This window comes from Flavobacterium sediminilitoris (genome assembly GCF_023008245.1).
GTDB lineage: Bacteria > Bacteroidota > Bacteroidia > Flavobacteriales > Flavobacteriaceae > Flavobacterium > Flavobacterium sediminilitoris.
On record NZ_CP090145.1, the window covers coordinates 2,162,468 to 2,178,291 of the forward strand.

Annotated in this window: 18 protein-coding genes and 1 tRNA gene; 8 read left to right on the top strand and 11 right to left on the bottom strand. The window is 28.9% G+C overall.

Features of this window, described 5'->3' with window-relative positions; all coding sequences use genetic code 11:
- Positions 1–11 precede the first annotated feature (11 nt).
- Both LXD69_RS09665 and LXD69_RS18085 read left to right on the top strand, forming a co-directional pair.
- The gene (locus tag LXD69_RS09665; RefSeq protein ID WP_246914936.1) at positions 12–938 is read left to right on the top strand and encodes a hypothetical protein; all 927 of its coding nucleotides are present in this window, start codon (positions 12–14) and stop codon (positions 936–938) included.
- A gap of 349 nt (positions 939–1,287) precedes the next feature.
- Positions 1,288–1,368: a hypothetical protein gene (locus tag LXD69_RS18085; RefSeq protein WP_394799755.1), complete on the top strand. Its 81-nt coding sequence runs from the start codon at positions 1,288–1,290 to the stop codon at positions 1,366–1,368.
- 379 nt (positions 1,369–1,747) lie between these two features.
- On the opposite strand, the gene LXD69_RS09670 is transcribed toward LXD69_RS18085, so the two are convergent.
- The 4 genes from LXD69_RS09670 to LXD69_RS09685 all read right to left on the bottom strand — a co-directional run bounded on the left by LXD69_RS09670 (position 1,748) and on the right by LXD69_RS09685 (position 3,586).
- Positions 1,748–1,921 carry a helix-turn-helix domain-containing protein gene (locus tag LXD69_RS09670; protein ID WP_246914938.1) on the bottom strand — a complete coding sequence of 58 codons (174 nt, stop codon included), beginning with the start codon at positions 1,919–1,921 and terminating at the stop codon, positions 1,748–1,750.
- A 351-nt stretch (positions 1,922–2,272) separates the two neighbouring features.
- On the bottom strand, positions 2,273–2,719 hold the full coding sequence (locus LXD69_RS09675) for a hypothetical protein (protein ID WP_052705148.1): 447 nt from the start codon (positions 2,717–2,719) through the stop codon (positions 2,273–2,275).
- Positions 2,720–3,020: 301 nt separating this feature from the next.
- Positions 3,021–3,233 carry a hypothetical protein gene (locus LXD69_RS09680; RefSeq protein ID WP_052705150.1) on the bottom strand — a complete coding sequence of 71 codons (213 nt, stop codon included), beginning with the start codon at positions 3,231–3,233 and terminating at the stop codon, positions 3,021–3,023.
- Positions 3,234–3,512: 279 nt separating this feature from the next.
- Positions 3,513–3,586, bottom strand: a tRNA-Met gene (locus LXD69_RS09685).
- 148 nt (positions 3,587–3,734) lie between these two features.
- On the opposite strand from LXD69_RS09685, the gene LXD69_RS09690 reads away from it, so the two are divergent.
- Positions 3,735–4,127 carry an START-like domain-containing protein gene (locus LXD69_RS09690; protein WP_045967892.1) on the top strand — a complete coding sequence of 131 codons (393 nt, stop codon included), beginning with the start codon at positions 3,735–3,737 and terminating at the stop codon, positions 4,125–4,127.
- A 52-nt stretch (positions 4,128–4,179) separates the two neighbouring features.
- The gene (locus tag LXD69_RS09695; RefSeq protein WP_246914941.1) at positions 4,180–5,022 is read left to right on the top strand and encodes an aminotransferase class IV; all 843 of its coding nucleotides are present in this window, start codon (positions 4,180–4,182) and stop codon (positions 5,020–5,022) included.
- On the opposite strand, the gene LXD69_RS09700 is transcribed toward LXD69_RS09695, so the two are convergent.
- The 5 genes from LXD69_RS09700 to LXD69_RS09720 all read right to left on the bottom strand — a co-directional run bounded on the left by LXD69_RS09700 (position 5,015) and on the right by LXD69_RS09720 (position 9,548).
- Positions 5,015–5,575 carry a YqgE/AlgH family protein gene (locus LXD69_RS09700; protein WP_045967896.1) on the bottom strand — a complete coding sequence of 187 codons (561 nt, stop codon included), beginning with the start codon at positions 5,573–5,575 and terminating at the stop codon, positions 5,015–5,017. The genes LXD69_RS09695 and LXD69_RS09700 overlap by 8 nt on opposite strands.
- A gap of 105 nt (positions 5,576–5,680) precedes the next feature.
- Positions 5,681–5,956, bottom strand: a complete 276-nt coding sequence (locus LXD69_RS09705; RefSeq protein ID WP_045967898.1) for an HU family DNA-binding protein — start codon at positions 5,954–5,956, stop codon at positions 5,681–5,683.
- Positions 5,957–6,133: 177 nt separating this feature from the next.
- Complete coding sequence (gene fmt, locus LXD69_RS09710) at positions 6,134–7,081, bottom strand: methionyl-tRNA formyltransferase (protein ID WP_246914944.1); 948 nt, start codon at positions 7,079–7,081, stop codon at positions 6,134–6,136.
- The gene (locus LXD69_RS09715; RefSeq protein ID WP_246914947.1) at positions 7,081–8,970 is read right to left on the bottom strand and encodes a RecQ family ATP-dependent DNA helicase; all 1,890 of its coding nucleotides are present in this window, start codon (positions 8,968–8,970) and stop codon (positions 7,081–7,083) included. Before LXD69_RS09715 ends, fmt begins: the two co-directional genes overlap by 1 nt.
- Positions 8,971–9,008: 38 nt before the next feature.
- The gene (locus tag LXD69_RS09720; protein WP_045967904.1) at positions 9,009–9,548 is read right to left on the bottom strand and encodes an AAA family ATPase; all 540 of its coding nucleotides are present in this window, start codon (positions 9,546–9,548) and stop codon (positions 9,009–9,011) included.
- Positions 9,549–9,677: 129 nt separating this feature from the next.
- On the opposite strand from LXD69_RS09720, the gene LXD69_RS09725 reads away from it, so the two are divergent.
- From LXD69_RS09725 to LXD69_RS09740, 4 genes are all read left to right on the top strand, one after another.
- On the top strand, positions 9,678–9,962 hold the full coding sequence (locus LXD69_RS09725) for a DUF493 family protein (protein WP_200894132.1): 285 nt from the start codon (positions 9,678–9,680) through the stop codon (positions 9,960–9,962).
- A 2-nt stretch (positions 9,963–9,964) separates the two neighbouring features.
- Positions 9,965–10,663 carry a DUF4290 domain-containing protein gene (locus LXD69_RS09730; protein WP_045967908.1) on the top strand — a complete coding sequence of 233 codons (699 nt, stop codon included), beginning with the start codon at positions 9,965–9,967 and terminating at the stop codon, positions 10,661–10,663.
- 4 nt (positions 10,664–10,667) lie between these two features.
- The gene (murA, locus tag LXD69_RS09735) at positions 10,668–11,978 is read left to right on the top strand and encodes a UDP-N-acetylglucosamine 1-carboxyvinyltransferase (protein ID WP_045967910.1); all 1,311 of its coding nucleotides are present in this window, start codon (positions 10,668–10,670) and stop codon (positions 11,976–11,978) included.
- A 76-nt stretch (positions 11,979–12,054) separates the two neighbouring features.
- Positions 12,055–12,822: a sulfite exporter TauE/SafE family protein gene (locus LXD69_RS09740; RefSeq protein WP_045968298.1), complete on the top strand. Its 768-nt coding sequence runs from the start codon at positions 12,055–12,057 to the stop codon at positions 12,820–12,822.
- A gap of 59 nt (positions 12,823–12,881) precedes the next feature.
- Here LXD69_RS09740 and LXD69_RS09745 read toward each other — a convergent pair whose 3' ends face one another.
- Together LXD69_RS09745 and LXD69_RS09750 are read right to left on the bottom strand one after the other, a co-directional pair.
- Positions 12,882–13,304, bottom strand: coding sequence for a hypothetical protein (locus LXD69_RS09745; RefSeq protein WP_246914950.1), 423 nt, complete (start codon positions 13,302–13,304; stop codon positions 12,882–12,884).
- Positions 13,305–13,358: 54 nt separating this feature from the next.
- Positions 13,359–15,821 (bottom strand): DUF5686 and carboxypeptidase regulatory-like domain-containing protein, encoded by a 2,463-nt coding sequence (locus LXD69_RS09750; RefSeq protein ID WP_246914953.1) that lies wholly within the window; start codon positions 15,819–15,821, stop codon positions 13,359–13,361.
- Positions 15,822–15,824 lie beyond the last annotated feature (3 nt).

Consider the following 15,824-nt stretch of genomic DNA (forward strand, 5'->3'; position numbering starts at 1 on the left):
AAAAATAAATTATGGCAACAAAAAATAGAGGAGAATTAAAATCATATTTTGAAACAGGTAAAAGACCAATTCAACAAGAATTTGAAGATTTAATCGATAGTAAACTTAATATTGAAGAAGATAAAGCTTCTGAGGCAGATGCTCAAAATGCTCAAATTGATAATAAATTTTTGACTCCTAAAACAGCAAAAAAAAGTGTTGAAACTTTTGCTCCTGTAAAACAAGTAAATAATATAACTCCCGATTTAAATGGTAATATTGTAGTCACAGATATTAATGGAACTGCTTCATCAATAACAGGTTCTATAAGTAAGAATCAGGTATTTGGATTAGAGAATGATTTAAATAATAAACAAGACGCTTTAGTAAGTGGAACTACTATTAAAACAATTAATGGAGAATCTATATTAGGTATTGGGAATTTATCAGTTTCTGGACCAGTAAAATTAATTGGGGTTTTATCTTCAAATTTTACACTTGCTAATTCAAATTTGTTACAAAATGCATTTCCTACTTCAAGCGATGCATTTAGTTTATCGGCAAATAAAACTTATTTTTTTAAAGGGAAATTCTTAATAGCAAATGGATCAACAAGTCATGCTACAGCAATGGGATGGCTTGTAACATCAGGGTTAAATATAACATCTATGGAATATGTAGCTAGACTTTTTTCATCTACATTAAACGGAATAGCTACTGCCAACTCAAATGTCCAAATTAGTGGAACAGGTAGTAAAGTTTTAAATGCTGCTAATACAGCAGTTACCACAACTATTGAATTTGAAGGAGTATTGAGATGTACTACAGGAGGTGTTTTAACTCCTCAATTAGCTTTTTCTACAGCACCTGGAGGTACCAATCAAATGAAAATGGGTAGTTTTATAGAATTTACAGAAATTGGTAGTAATACTGTTCAAACCGTAGGTGCTGTAAATTAAGAGTTATTTGTTCAAGCAAAAATTTAATTAATTTAGGAAACTAAATAATAAATGGAGTAAATAATTACTAACTTTATAAAAACTACTGCTAATATAAATTTTAACTTAATTTAACTTAAAAAATTACTCTTTATTTAATTTTTTATTGCAGGATTTAATTTAAGTGTGTATTGTCAATGTTGGAAATCCATTTTTCAGTTAATGCTATTTTTTCGCAATACCAGAAAATGTTACGTTATGAGTATGTAGAAGGATTATACATGTTAAACATGGAGACGTGACAAATAAGCAATGATTAACTCCAGTTCAAATTGGAACAGATGCTAATTGGATAGAAATTTCAACAAATATAAATCCAAGTAAATCTTTTACACTAGGTATAAAAACAGATGGGACTTTATGGTCATGTGGAAATAATGAAAGAGGGTAGTTAGGAGACGGGACATTAGTAAATAGAAATTCTCCTGTTCAGGTAGGATCAGATACAGATTGGGAAACAGTTACAGCTGGATTTACTCATTCCATTGGTATTAAACAAAATTGAATCTTTTGGGGTTTAGGAAGTTCAGAAAGATTTGCTTTAATTTGGGTTTCCAAGTAGTCCCAATATTTTAATTCTTGAACAAAGAAATATGTATACAGATTAGGTTCAAGTATCTGCTCATGATAGAGTAATATAATAATATTTAAGTGTTAAACTTATAAAGAGCTGTTTAAGAATAAACAGCTCTTTATAAGTTTAAAGCTCATTACATTTTTTTTTGGTTGAATTAAATTATTAAAATCAACTTCAAATAATTCAGCAAACTTCACAATAGTAGATAATTTGGGTTCTTGTAAACCTTTTTCATATTTTCTCTATCGATTCCTAAAGCTGCACCTACATCCATTTGGGACATTTTTTTTTCAATTCTCAATTGTTTTATTCTTTTTCCAAATAAAACTACAATTTCTGGTATAGGATTTTTTCTTTCTCTAGGCATTTTACAAAAATGAATAAAATGCATAGTTTATAAGTGATTGTATTTTAGGGGTTGTATGTATTGCATTTTTTATTATATTTGAAATGATTGGGATTTTGACGGTTTATTTATTATTTATCCTTTGGTAAAAGAAAAAATACCAAATATTCAACTACTTACACCAAATGGCATCCCAAAAAGGTATTATAGAAACAGATCATAATAGTAAATGGGAGAATATTCATGATAGAAGTATAGATATCTATTAACAGCCAACCAATTAGATATCTTAAATGAATTAATACAATATAATCAATGGATAATTGAAGAGTCTAATGATTTAGTTGAAATGTTAATTTCAAAATAAATAAACTACAAATACATCGAATAATCATCAGGAATATAAGCGTTTATCTCTCTTAAATATTTTCGTAAAGCAGTTTTTGTAGTGTGCCTTGTAATTGACATAATGGTTGATTCAGCTTCTTTAGGTGTCATTTCTTTTATGAAAGTATTGTAGGGCTTAGTTATGAAGGTATGTCTAAAGCTATATAATCCATAGTCTTTCCTTAATCCAAACTCCTTTTTTACTTCTAAGAAATAATCTGAATAATCATTTCTTCTGCTAGTTTCATTGGCTTCCCAATATTGTCCAAAATCTTTTCTACCAAATAAATAAGCATCTTTAGGATAATTAAATAAGTCTGGAATCTCATCAATTAAGAGTTGAGGAATTCTTTTTGACTGAAATCCAGTTTTGGGCTTAATTTTTAAAATTTTATCCTTTAAATCGATGTCAGCAATTATAATTCTATTCACTTCTACAGGTCTTAGAAAATTATAAGAAATAAATTGAACAAAAAGCTTTAAAGTAGGGTCGTCGTTTAGTTTTTCGAATATTTTGTTTTCTAACTCGTTAGAGTATGTTTTGTTTCTTTCTGGATTAGATTTTAAAATGGGTATGCTTTTTACAAAATTATCTTTAACAAGATCATCATCTTCAAGTGTTTTGAAAAAAGATGAAATTACAGAACGTGTATTGTTGCGGTTAATTGGTGAAGTTTTTTCTAGGACTTCATTTAAATAAGTGGCAACAATTTTTTTGTTAGATGTTCAATTTTTAGTAGCTTATCAAGTCCATTGTCTTTAAGCCATTTTTGAAACTTTGTAATTCTAATTCGAAAATCGGAATAACTACTTTCTGAAAGAATATTTTTTTTATATCTAAGCTAAATTGAAAAGTTTCTTTAATGTTGTAGTGCTTTTCAATTTCTTCAAATTTTGAATTTTCGTAAGGATTGAAACCGTTTTTTAATATTCTATCGACTGCCATTTAAGATTTTCAGCAGCTTCTTTTCTTTCTTTTAAAGTTTTATGTTTGTTAATTTCCTCATAAATAGGTGTCTGCCTTTCCATTTTTCCGTTTTCAGGATTTCTAAATGAAAAATAGACATATCATCTATCTTTTGGAAAGATCGTTATTTGAGGTATATATTTTTGGTGTCGAAAATAATTTCAAAAGTAATAAATCGTATGCGTTTGTTAAAATAAATGGATACGATTTTGATATAAAAAAACCCTAACTGTTTGATTAGTTAGGGTTTGTTTTTCGTAGCGAAGACGGGAGTTGAACCCGTGACCTCAGGGTTATGAATCCTGCGCTCTAACCAACTGAGCTACCTCGCCATTTTTTTGGTTATACATCCTTGTTGAATGCGGGTGCAAATATATAATTAATTCTCTTTAGTACAAATATTTTTTTAGAAAAATTCTCTTTTTTTCTTTTTGGTTTTTAAATTTATTCTCTCTATATTTCCAAAATAAATTTTTTAAAATGGAAGTAAAAGTAAAATACGAATTAGAATTCCCTTTTCATGCCTCACCATCGCTATTATATCAATATATTTCTACGCCTTCAGGATTGTCTGAATGGTTTGCTGATAATGTAAATTCTAGAGGAGAACTTTTTACGTTTATTTGGGATGACTCAGAAGAAAAAGCGAAGTTAATGGCTAAAAGAACAGGTGAACGAGTTAAGTTTAGATGGCTGGATGAAGATGATAATGACACGGAATATTATTTTGAGATAAAAATAATGGAAGACGATATAACAAAAGATGTATCACTTGTTGTTGTGGATTTTGCAGAAGAAGACGAAATTGAAGAAGCTAAGCTGTTATGGGAAAATCAAATTTCTGATTTAAAACATGTGTTAGGCTCTGTTTAAACTAAATTATAAAGATTATATTTGTCCCGATTTTTAATCGGGATTTTTTGTTATGGTAAATTTTAATGGAAATATACAGGAAACAAGTACTGTAAATATTGAGAGTAATAGAGGTTTTTTATTTGGAGATGCTGTTTTTGAAACAGTTAAGGTGTTAAATAATAAGGTTTTATTTTTAGAAGATCATTATTTTAGATTCATGGCTTCTATGCGTATTTTTAGAATGGAAATTCCAATGAACTTTACCATGGAGTTTTTTGAAGAACAAATTTTATTGTTGATTAATGCTGATGAAAACAAAAAATCAGCTTATAGAGTACGATTTTCTGTTTATCGTAAAGGAGATGGATTTTATTTACCAAAGACAAATGACGTTGAGTTTGTTGTAACTTTTTCTTCTTTAAATGAAGATTTATATGTTATAGAGAATCAATCTTATGAAGTGGAGCTTTATAAAGATGCTTATGTAACAAAACAATTGTTTTCCACTTTGAAATCTAATAACAAAATAATACAAGTTGCAGGAAGTATTTTTGCTTTTGAAAATGACTATGATAATTGTCTTCTTTTAAATGAGGAAAAGAATGTTATTGAAGCATTGCAAGGGAATATTTTTATGGTGATGAATAATGTTTTAATTACTCCTCCAGTTGTAGATGGGTGTTTAAACGGAATAATGAGAAAGCAAATCTTAGCTTTGGCAAAGAAAGTTGAAGGTTTGGAAGTAGTTGAAAAATCGATTTCTCCTTTTGATTTACAAAAAGCAGATGAGTTGTTTGTAACGAATGTAATAAAAGGAATTCAACCCATTACTAAATATAGAAAAAAAGAGTTTACTGTAAAAACAGCGACTATGTTGCTGACGAGATTAAATGCTCAGATTCGACTTAATTAAGCATAGGATCTGAAGGAGCATTTGAGAAAAGCACATATTCTCCACCTTGCTCTATTATTTTTTCTTTCCAAAAATGTTGAGAAGATTTTGAAAGTAGTTTGCTTTTTAATTTGTTTTCAGCAATTATCCATGAGTTTTCTTTAAGCTCTTTTTCAAGTTGGTTAGTTTCCCATCCACTGTAGCCTAGAAAAAAACGAATGTTATTTTTTGAAATTTCACCATTATTAATTAATGTTTTAGTGGTTTCAAAATCACCACCCCAATAAATTCCATTAGCAATTTCAATGCTGTTAGGTATTATATTAGGTACATTATGTATGAAGTATAAATTATCTTGCTCAACAGGCCCTCCATTGTAAACTTTAAATACAGCTTCAATTTCTGGCACTAAGTCATTGATGGAATAATTTAGAGGCTTATTCAGTATAAAGCCTACAGATCCTTCATTATTATGTTCGGCAAGCAAAACAACAGAACGATTAAATGAAAGATCTCCTATCGTAGAAGGTTCTGCTATCAGCAAATGTCCTTTTTTGGGTAAAACTGATATCATAAACAAGTTATTTTACTTTAAAATTATCAAAAATAAATTACAAAATCAAATTAATATAAAAAAATCCCGCAATTGCGGGATTTAAATTTTTATGTAAAAAATATATTATTTATTTACTGCCGCGTCTAATTCTGCACCAGCTTTAAACTTAACTACATTTTTAGCAGCAATTTTGATAGTTTTACCAGTTTGTGGGTTTCTTCCGTCTCTAGCAGCTCTTTTAGAAACTGACCATGAACCAAAACCTACTAATGAAACTCTTCCACCTTTGTTCAAAGTGCCTTCAACGTTGCTTAAAAATGACTCTAAAGCTAATTTAGCAGCTGCTTTTGTAATTCCAGCAGAAGCTGCCATTGCATCGATTAATTCTGATTTGTTCATAATAAAATGTTTATTAATTTGGTTAAACTTAATTATTTCTACACAAATTTACTCGTATAACTGGATTGTACAAGTGTTTACAAGGATTTTAGCTAAAAATGTTAATAAAATAGGTGTTTTGTTAATAACCTTATTTGTTTTTAAATAAATTTCACAAATATCACTGTTTATAAGGGCTTATAGCGCAATTGAATTATGACTTAATTGAATTCCGTTTAAAAGTTCTTGAGATGTCATTTTTCGTTTTGCAGGAAATTGTAAATTGTAAATATGGATGAAACCATCATTTGTAGCAATTTTAATTTCTTTTTTTGTAGCGATTACCTGTCCGATACTAAAATTGTGATCTGTTTTTTCAAAACTAACATCATATAGTTTAACATTCCATTCTTGATTTTCATCTTTTATATAGGTCCATGCTGCTGGATATGGATTTAACCCTCTAATTTGATTGTAAATTTCATTTCCGTTCTTTGTCCAATCAATTTTGCAATTTTCTTTATTGAGTTTATAAGCGGTTTTAATCTCTTCAGTGTCTTTTTGAATAGTTGTCTCCACTTTTCCTTTTGTAATTAATTCTAATGTTTCAATTACGGCTTCACAACCAATATTCATAAGTCTGTCATGTAGTTCTCCAACAGTTTCTTTTTCGCTTATATGTGTTTCTTTATGAAGAATCATAGCTCCAGTATCAATTTTATCATCAATAAAGAATGTGGTAACGCCTGTTTTGGTTTCCCCATTTATAATAGCCCAGTTAATTGGAGCAGCTCCTCTATATTGTGGTAATAGTGAAGCATGTAAATTAAATGTTCCTAGTTTTGGCATTTTCCAAACCACTTCTGGTAGCATTCTAAAAGCGACAACTACTTGTAAGTTTGCTTCTAAACTTTTTAATTCCGTTAAAAAGTCATCTGCTTTTAGATTAGTTGGTTGAAGTAAATGAAGATTTTTTTCAAGAGCATATTGTTTCACTGCACTCATACTTACTTTTTGACCTCTTCCTGCTGGTTTGTCTGGTGCGGTTATAACTCCTACGATATCATAATTGTTTTTATATATAGTGTCGAGAATACCAACAGCAAAGTCTGGTGTTCCCATAAAGACGATTTTTAATTTTTCCATTATTTTAAGTAATATTGATTGTAGTTATTGATAGCTATTTTATCCTTCTCAAGAAGGATTTGAATGGCAAAGATAGTATCTTCTGTTGTTATTGAAAGTTGACTTTCTATTTCTCTTGAAGTTAAGTTTGAATGTTTTAATAAATGAAAAACTTCTTCAACTAGTATAGAATTTGTACTCTTATTGTTTTTTTTAGAAATGCAGAATGAACAAATCCCACATTCGGTTATCTCTTTTTCATCAAAATATTCTAAGAGTAATTTACTTTTACAAGCATTCGTTTTTGCATAATGAATGATACTGTTTAATTGATTTGTTTTTAAATCATTCTGTTTTTCTAAAAATTTAGAAACTCTGTTAATGGTTAAGGCATCTTCTCTTACCTCATTAAATGTTATACTACTGTCATTATTTTGAACTTGAAGAGTAATGTAGTGTTCTTTTTCTAAATTGGTAACCACTTTTAAGACGTTGTCTTCTGTAGTATTTGCTTTTTTTGCAATGAGAGAAGTGTTTATTTGTGTCTCTAATTCGAAAATTCCAGAATAAGTTCTTAGTATGGTTGTGATAATGTTTTCTGAATGAGGATTTAAACTCATATAGCGTATTATTTCTTTACTTGGAGTTGTGAATTGGATGCTGATTTTTTCAGAGAATTCATTTTGAAGTGAAATAATAGCTTGTCTGTCTAAAAATTGAAGAGCATTATATGTTTTTAGAACAGGAAATTTATATTGTGTACAAAACTGATTTAGATTAAAAGAAAAGGTTTCGTTAAAGCCTTCTCCATAAGCAATTTGAAAATAATTGTTTAGTTTAATGTATACTTCTTTTAAGAAAGTTTTGTCGGGAAGAACAGAAATAAATTGATTTTTAGCTGCTTTGATGTCGTTTGAATCAATTAAAAGAATTCCAAATGCTTTTTCGTTATTTCGACCAGCTCTACCAGCTTCTTGATAATAATTTTCTAAGTTTTCAGGTAATTGTATATGAATTACTGTTTTAACATCGGGTTTGTCAATTCCCATTCCAAATGCATTTGTTGCTACTATAACTTGAACTTTGTTTTGCATCCAAAGTGCCATGTTTGTGTCTTTTTCTTTTATATTTAATCCTCCATGAAAATATGTGCTAGAAATGTTTAATGCTTTTAGTTGGTTTGATATTTCAATGCATGATTTTCTATTTCGAACATAGATGATACTCGATTGAGGATTTTTTGTAAGAATCTGCTTTATCTTATGAAATTTATCTTCAGTATTAATTACATGATAAGCTAGGTTTTCTCTGGCAAAAGACTTTTTGAAAACAATTGGATTTTCTAATGCGAGATTTTCTATTATATCTTTTTGAACACGTTCTGTAGCAGAAGCAGTTAAAGCAAGAAATGGAGTTGTTTTGAAATGTGCTTTAAGTAAATTTATTTTTAAATATGCCGGTCTAAAATCATGTCCCCATTGACTTACACAGTGTGCTTCATCAATGGCAATTAAGTTTATAGGCAATTGTTTTAGTCTTTCAATAATCCAGTCTTGTTGTAATCTTTCAGGTGAAAGGTATAGAAATTTGTAATTTCCAAACTGGCAATTGTCTAATAATTCTATAATTTCATTTTGGGAAATACCACCTAAAAGTGCAATTGCCTTAATGTTTCTGCTTTGCAAATTCTGAACCTGATCTTTTATAAGAGCAATTAATGGAGAAATAACAAGACAAATGCCTTCTTTTACCATTGCAGGAACTTGATAACAAACAGATTTTCCACCGCTTGTAGGAAGTAATGCAAATGTATCCTTATTTTTTAAAACAGAATTTATGATTTCTTCTTGCGGTTCTCTAAAATTTTCGTGTTTCCAGTACTTTTGAAGAATTTGTAAAGTTTCAGACATTTGGGTGGGTTAACTTAGAAATGCTAAAATTACAAAAACTATTTAGAAATATGTTTCATTACAAAGTCAACTCTAGTTTCTACTGAACCTTTTGGAACTTCAATTAAATCATATCCAAAACTAGTATACGTTTCTTTTAAGTGTTTATGAAGTAAAGTAGCCTGTTCATAAGTTTCATATCTTTCAGTATCACTTACATATATTTCTTTCCATGGAGGTAATAGAAAAACTTTAGTGTATTTATGTTCAGCACAAGCTTTGTGAAAAGATTCTGGATAGCTATCACCAATATAATGCATATAAGCCAAAACGTCGGGCAAACCTCTATCTATGAAAATAGTATTTTCTTCTTCTTTTATAGCTTGATTGAATTGTTTTATTCGTCCTTCTAATAAAAGTTCGCTAAATAGTAATGGTTTTTCTAGAAATAGTTGTTCAATTCCTTGTTTTTGAGCTTCTTTAATTACATCTCTTGAAATTTCAGGATAACATATATGCCCTTTTTCAATTAATGCGTTAATTAAAGTTGTTTTTCCAGAACTTGGTCCACCTATTAAAACTATTATTTCTTTATTCATGAGTTAATTAAATCTGAAATGCAAAAGTAGTTTTTTTTAAAAATGTATTCAACTTTTAAATTTTATGCTTTTTAAAATATTTATTCTTAACATAAAAAAGTATATTTGCTATTCAAAAAAAGAATGAGGATGGACAAGAAAACAGAAGACTTTTATTTGCGTTTAAAAGAAGAATTGGCTAATAATACATTATGGCCGTCAGAATACTTATATAAATTTATTGTGCCTTCAGAAGGGAATAAAACAGAACAAGTTGAAAAGGCATTTGATAAAATGGGCGCAGTAATTACAACAAAACATTCAAAAACGGGAAAATACACTAGTGTTTCAGTAAGTGTTCAAATGAAAGATCCACAAAGTGTCATTGATAAATATCAAGAACTTTCAGTAATTGAAGGTATAATATCATTATAATTATGGAAGTAAAATCTGAAGCTGTATCACAATTAGAATATAATTCAATAAGAGAACAATTAATTATTCCGGAATATGGGAGACATTTACAAAAATTAATTGATCAAATTACAGTAATTAAAGATAAAGAAGAGCGAAATAAAGCAGCTAAATATGTTATTTCGGTTATGGGGTCTTTAAATCCTCACTTACGAGATGTGCCTGATTTTCAGCACAAGTTATGGGATCAGTTGTTTATAATGTCTGATTTTAGATTAGAAGTAGATTCTCCATATCCAATACCTTCAAGAGATGTTTTAAATCAAAGACCAGATACATTAAATTATCCTCAAAATTTCCCAAAATATCGTTTTTATGGTAATAATATTACGTATATGATAGATGTTGCTATGAAATGGGAAGAAGGAGACATGAAGAGTGCTTTGATATTAGTTATAGCAAATCACATGAAAAAATGTTATTTGAGCTGGAACAAGGAAACAGTTGAAGACGAAGTTATCTTTAATCATTTATTAGAATTATCAGACGGAAAAATTAACTTGTTTAAATCAAATGAGGAACTTTCTAATTCGCATAACCTTATGAAGGTGAATAAGAAAATGTCTAATAAATCTCAATTTAATTCTAATAATAAGAATTCAAATACTAAGAACATTCATAAAAAGAAAAGTATAAATCCTAAAAACCAAAAACGAAAATAAGTTTATGGGAACATTCCAAATAGAAGGCGGAAAAGCACTTAAAGGAGAAATTACACCTCAAGGAGCAAAAAATGAAGCATTACAAGTATTGTGCACTGTTTTATTAACCACCGAAAAAGTTACGATTACTAATATTCCAGATATTATTGATGTAAATAAATTGATTACATTATTAGGGAATTTAGGTGTTAAAATTAAAAAGAATGGACATGGTTCTTATACTTTCCAAGCAGATGAAGTTAATGTAGGGTATTTAGAAACAGAAGCTTTTAAAAAAGAAGGAGGATCATTGAGAGGTTCAATCATGATTGTAGGACCTTTGTTAGCTCGTTTTGGAAAAGGATATATTCCAAAACCAGGAGGAGATAAAATAGGAAGAAGGAGATTAGATACTCATTTTGAAGGGTTTATTAATTTAGGAGCTAAATTTAGATACAATAGAGAAGATCACTTTTACGGTGTTGAAACGACAGAAAGATTGAAAGGTACTTATATGTTACTTGATGAAGCATCAGTTACAGGTACTGCAAATATTGTTATGGCGGCTGTCTTAGCAGAAGGAATAACCACAATTTATAATGCTGCTTGTGAACCTTACTTACAGCAATTGTGTACAATGCTAAATTCAATGGGAGCTAAAATAACTGGAGTTGGCTCTAATAAATTAATTATTGAAGGAGTAGATCAACTAGGAGGTTGTGAGCATAGAATTTTACCTGATATGATTGAAATCGGTTCTTGGATAGGTCTTGCAGCTATGACAAGAAGTGAAATAACAATAAAAGATGTAAGTTGGGATAACCTAGGACAAATACCAAATGTATTTAGAAAACTAGGAATTACAATTGAAAGAAGAGGAGATGATATTTTTATTCCAGCTCACAAAGATGGATATCAAATTAAAACAGATATTGATGGCTCAATATTAACTATTGCCGATGCTCCATGGCCTGGTTTTACACCTGATTTATTAAGTATCGTTTTGGTTGTAGCTACACAAGCAAAAGGAGAAGTTTTAATTCATCAAAAAATGTTTGAAAGTCGTTTGTTCTTTGTAGATAAACTAATTGATATGGGAGCAAAAATTATACTTTGTGATCCACATAGAGCCATTGTTATTGGTCATAACTTTCAGTCTCAATTAAAAGCTACAACAATGACTTCTCCAGATATTAGAGCAGGAGTTTCATTATTAATTGCAGCTCTTTCTGCTAAAGGAACAAGTACAATTCAAAATATTGAACAAATAGATAGAGGATATGAAAGAATAGGGGAACGATTAACAGCTATAGGTGCTAATATTGTTCGAGTTTAATAAAATTAAAATATTCTTTAATTTAATAATAAGCTAAACTTTAAAACTGAGTTTAGCTTTTTTTAATTCCATGGAAATAGAATTTTACGTTATACTATTACTCTGTTTAGCTTCATTTATAGCAGGTTTTATAGATGCAATTGTAGGAGGAGGTGGATTGATACAAACACCAGCGGCTTTAATATTATTGCCAAATATAAGTGTTGCTCATGTTATTGGAACTTTAAAAGTCCCTGCTTTTAGTGGAACAAGTATTGCAACCTATCAATTTCTTAAAAAGGTAAAAATTAATTGGAAGCTATTTGGAATAATGGCTTTAGTTTCTTTTGTTTTTGCTTATGTAGGTTCAAGTTTATTGAATGTGATGAAGAATGACTTTATGAAACCAGTATTGTTTATAATATTAGTTTTATTATTAATCTATACATATTTGAAGAAAGATTTTGGTCAATTTCAAATTAGTAAACTAAGTAAAAAGAGGCAATACATTTACACAATGTTAATTTGTGTTGTAATTGGTTTTTATGATGGATTTATTGGTCCAGGAACAGGGAGTTTATTGATTATGGCATTTATTGCTATTTTAGGATTCGATTTTTTAAAAGCATCTGCTTATGCAAAATTGGTTAATTTGGCAACTAATATTGGTTCAATAACATTATTTGTAATAAAAGGAAAAATTATTTGGGCAGTTGCTATTCCTATGGCAATTTGTAATGCATTAGGTGCTTGGATAGGAGCGAGATTAGCTATTTCAAAAGGAAATGGATTTATTCGTGTTTTATTCTTAGTTATTGTTGGAATTGCTTTACTTCGATTTGGATATGATGTTTTTCTAAAATAAAAAAATCACATTATCATTTTTGAAGATGTGATTTTTAATGTATTAAAAAGAATTATAGGCTAAGATACCCAATTCTTCTTTTGTACAAACTTAGAATACCAATATAAAAATAAAGCTACAATAAGAATTAGTATTGTCATAAACATTGCTCCAGGACCATAAACTGCTATAGATTTTATTACAAATAAGTTGTGATACATTTGTATGATTACACCTAATAGAGACAATCCAAAAAAGAATTGCGCCCATTTTTTTCTAAGTAATAATGAAATGCAACCTAAAACAGCAGAAAAAACAGCAACTGCGAAAGCAGCAATAGCCCAAGAAGGTGTATTTGTAATAGCTTGTAGTTGCTCTTCATTATACATTGCTTTAAAACTTTCAGTGTTGTACGCTTGTTGAAGGTATTGATTAACCCCCATTAAATTCCAGATTAATGCTAGAATGCTAATAATCCAAAAAGATTTGCTTGGTTTTGTCATGATTATATTTTTCTGGTTAGTTAAATCTAATTTAAGAAAAAAAATCAACAATTTTTAAAAACGTAGCCCAAACATGATTCCATCTCCTTGATAACCATTCTGATAAGCTCTAATGTAATCAATACGTAAAAAACGAAACTTTCCAAAACCAATGTTGTCAAATCCAACACTAAATTCTTGATATGGTTTAGTGTTTGGCACATTAATTTGATGAAAACCACCTACTAAATTCCATTGTAGTTTGTTTAATAATGGAATTTTATTCATAATATAACCTTTAAAATTATGCTGTAAATGAGTTTCTATATATGCATCATTTGTAGAATTTGAATAGTAAGGTAGAAGATTAAAAGAATTAATATAACTTCCTCTAAAATTTACATGTGTTTGATTTCCATTGAAATGTTTATAATCTATGAAAGAAATATTATCGGCGTTAAAAAACTTTCCGCCTCTAATATTTACAGAAAACTCTCCTTTGTTTCCAAATGTCTTATTATAATCAATTCTTCCAGCAATAAAATCGTAATTATAGTTTGAATTAGTACCTCCAAAACCTTTTTCATAAGCGAAACTTAAAACAGGATACTTGTCATCTTGAATATTGATTTTTCCATCAGGTCTTGAAATGTATTTTTGTCCAAACCGAATTCTAGTAGAAAGATTGAATTTAAAAATGCTATGCTTTTCAAATGCTGAGGTATAATTATAAGGTTGTAAAGGATTATTTGAAAAATAATCATCATTGTTTTTTATAAGTGTGTAATCAGTATTATTAAATAATGCATGTCTGTTTTCATAGGTTAATTTTCCATTTGCAGAAATACCATTGACAACTTCTTGACCGTATGCAATTTCTGCAAATTCTTTGTTGTATAATTTCATGAAGTTATTTTTAAAGAATAATGTACTTATAGAGTTTATAAAAGCAGAAATAGGCTCATTATCGTTAAACTGACTTATAGCGCTTCCACCAGAAATAATAAGATTAGCGTAATTTTTAGTATTGAAACGATGATAGAAACGACCATTAACTCTTAATCTATCTTCAGCAAAACCATAATTAAATGTAGTGTTTATTGAAGTAAATTTACCAGTTTCTTCATTCCATTTTCTAAATGAAAAACCACTATTTAAGTTCCATCCTTGAACAGTATTAAAACTTAACGATGAGAGGTCGGTAACGCCTTGATAACTAAAATTCCACTTTTTATGCGAATTTTTATAAGTATAACCATTTATAATGTCAAAGACTTTAAATTTATTTGATTTAGCGTCTATCGAGTCTAAATATGTTTTTGATTTTCTTATAGTTTGAATACTATCTTTCTTAATGTAGTTTTTTGTTTCTTCTTCAGTTAATGGAACAGGTCTAGTATTTTTCCAAAAAGAATCTTCTTTTTTGTTTGCATTTTCTGCAAAAGTGACAATTTCATTTCCAAACGTTTTCTTTTCAAAACTATCTTTGAATTTGTAATTGCTAAAAACATGAGTGAATTTTCCAGTAAACTTCATACCAAAAATTCCCGCATCAAAATCTAGTGATTGCACATTTTTAACCCAAAGTTTCGATTCTTTATTGTAACTGAAATTTTGAATTAATTTCATGGTTTCTAAAATAGGTTGTTGCATTCTATAACCTTTAATGTCTAAATCAATCCCATAAATTGCCCAACTATCTTCTACTATGTAGATGTAACCTTCAAAAACAGGTTCTTTATCTCTTTTAGGTGTTACTTGGATTTTGTTTATTAATTGATTTTTATCATCGTAAAAGGTACTTTCTAATTTATATTTATAATAATTAAAAGCATTATCTGCTATTGGTGAAATCATATTAATATCGAAATCCACATAGTTTTCATAAAAATCATAATTAGTGTTTAAGGCTGTATTGTAGCTAAACCCGCTGTCGTCACCTGCAATTTTAGAGGCTATTATTTCTTCTTTTAAATTATTAGGCTTTTCAAACTTAATTCTTGATACAGTTTCAGATAAGTAAATCACACCACTTCTAGTTGAATCCAAGCTTCCATCAATGTCACCTACTTCAAATCCCATAATTTTTTTCGGAATGTCTTTTACTTTAAAAATACCTCTCGAATAAAAATCAGCTTCAAATTTGTCTGTTTTTGCAGCATTTATCTTTTTTGATGCAATTGCTTTTTGAATAATTTCATTCGCTGGATTTATACCATTTTGAACTACAACTTCATTCAGTTGAAAATTTTCTTCTTCAAGTATAACATTAAGTTCTTGAGATGAAGAAATTGTATTTATTTCTTTTTTTTGAGTTTTATAACCTAAATATTGAAATAAGAGAACAGTATTTCCTGAATTAGTATAATTTAATTCATATTTTCCATTTTCGTTTGTAGTTGTACCTATATAGGTATCTTGAATATAAATGTTTACAAAAGGTAATACATTACCATTAGTGTCAGTAACAGTTCCTTTTATCTGCGAAACAATTATATTGGCAAATAGGAAGAACAATAAAGAGAAAAGTTGTTTCATTTG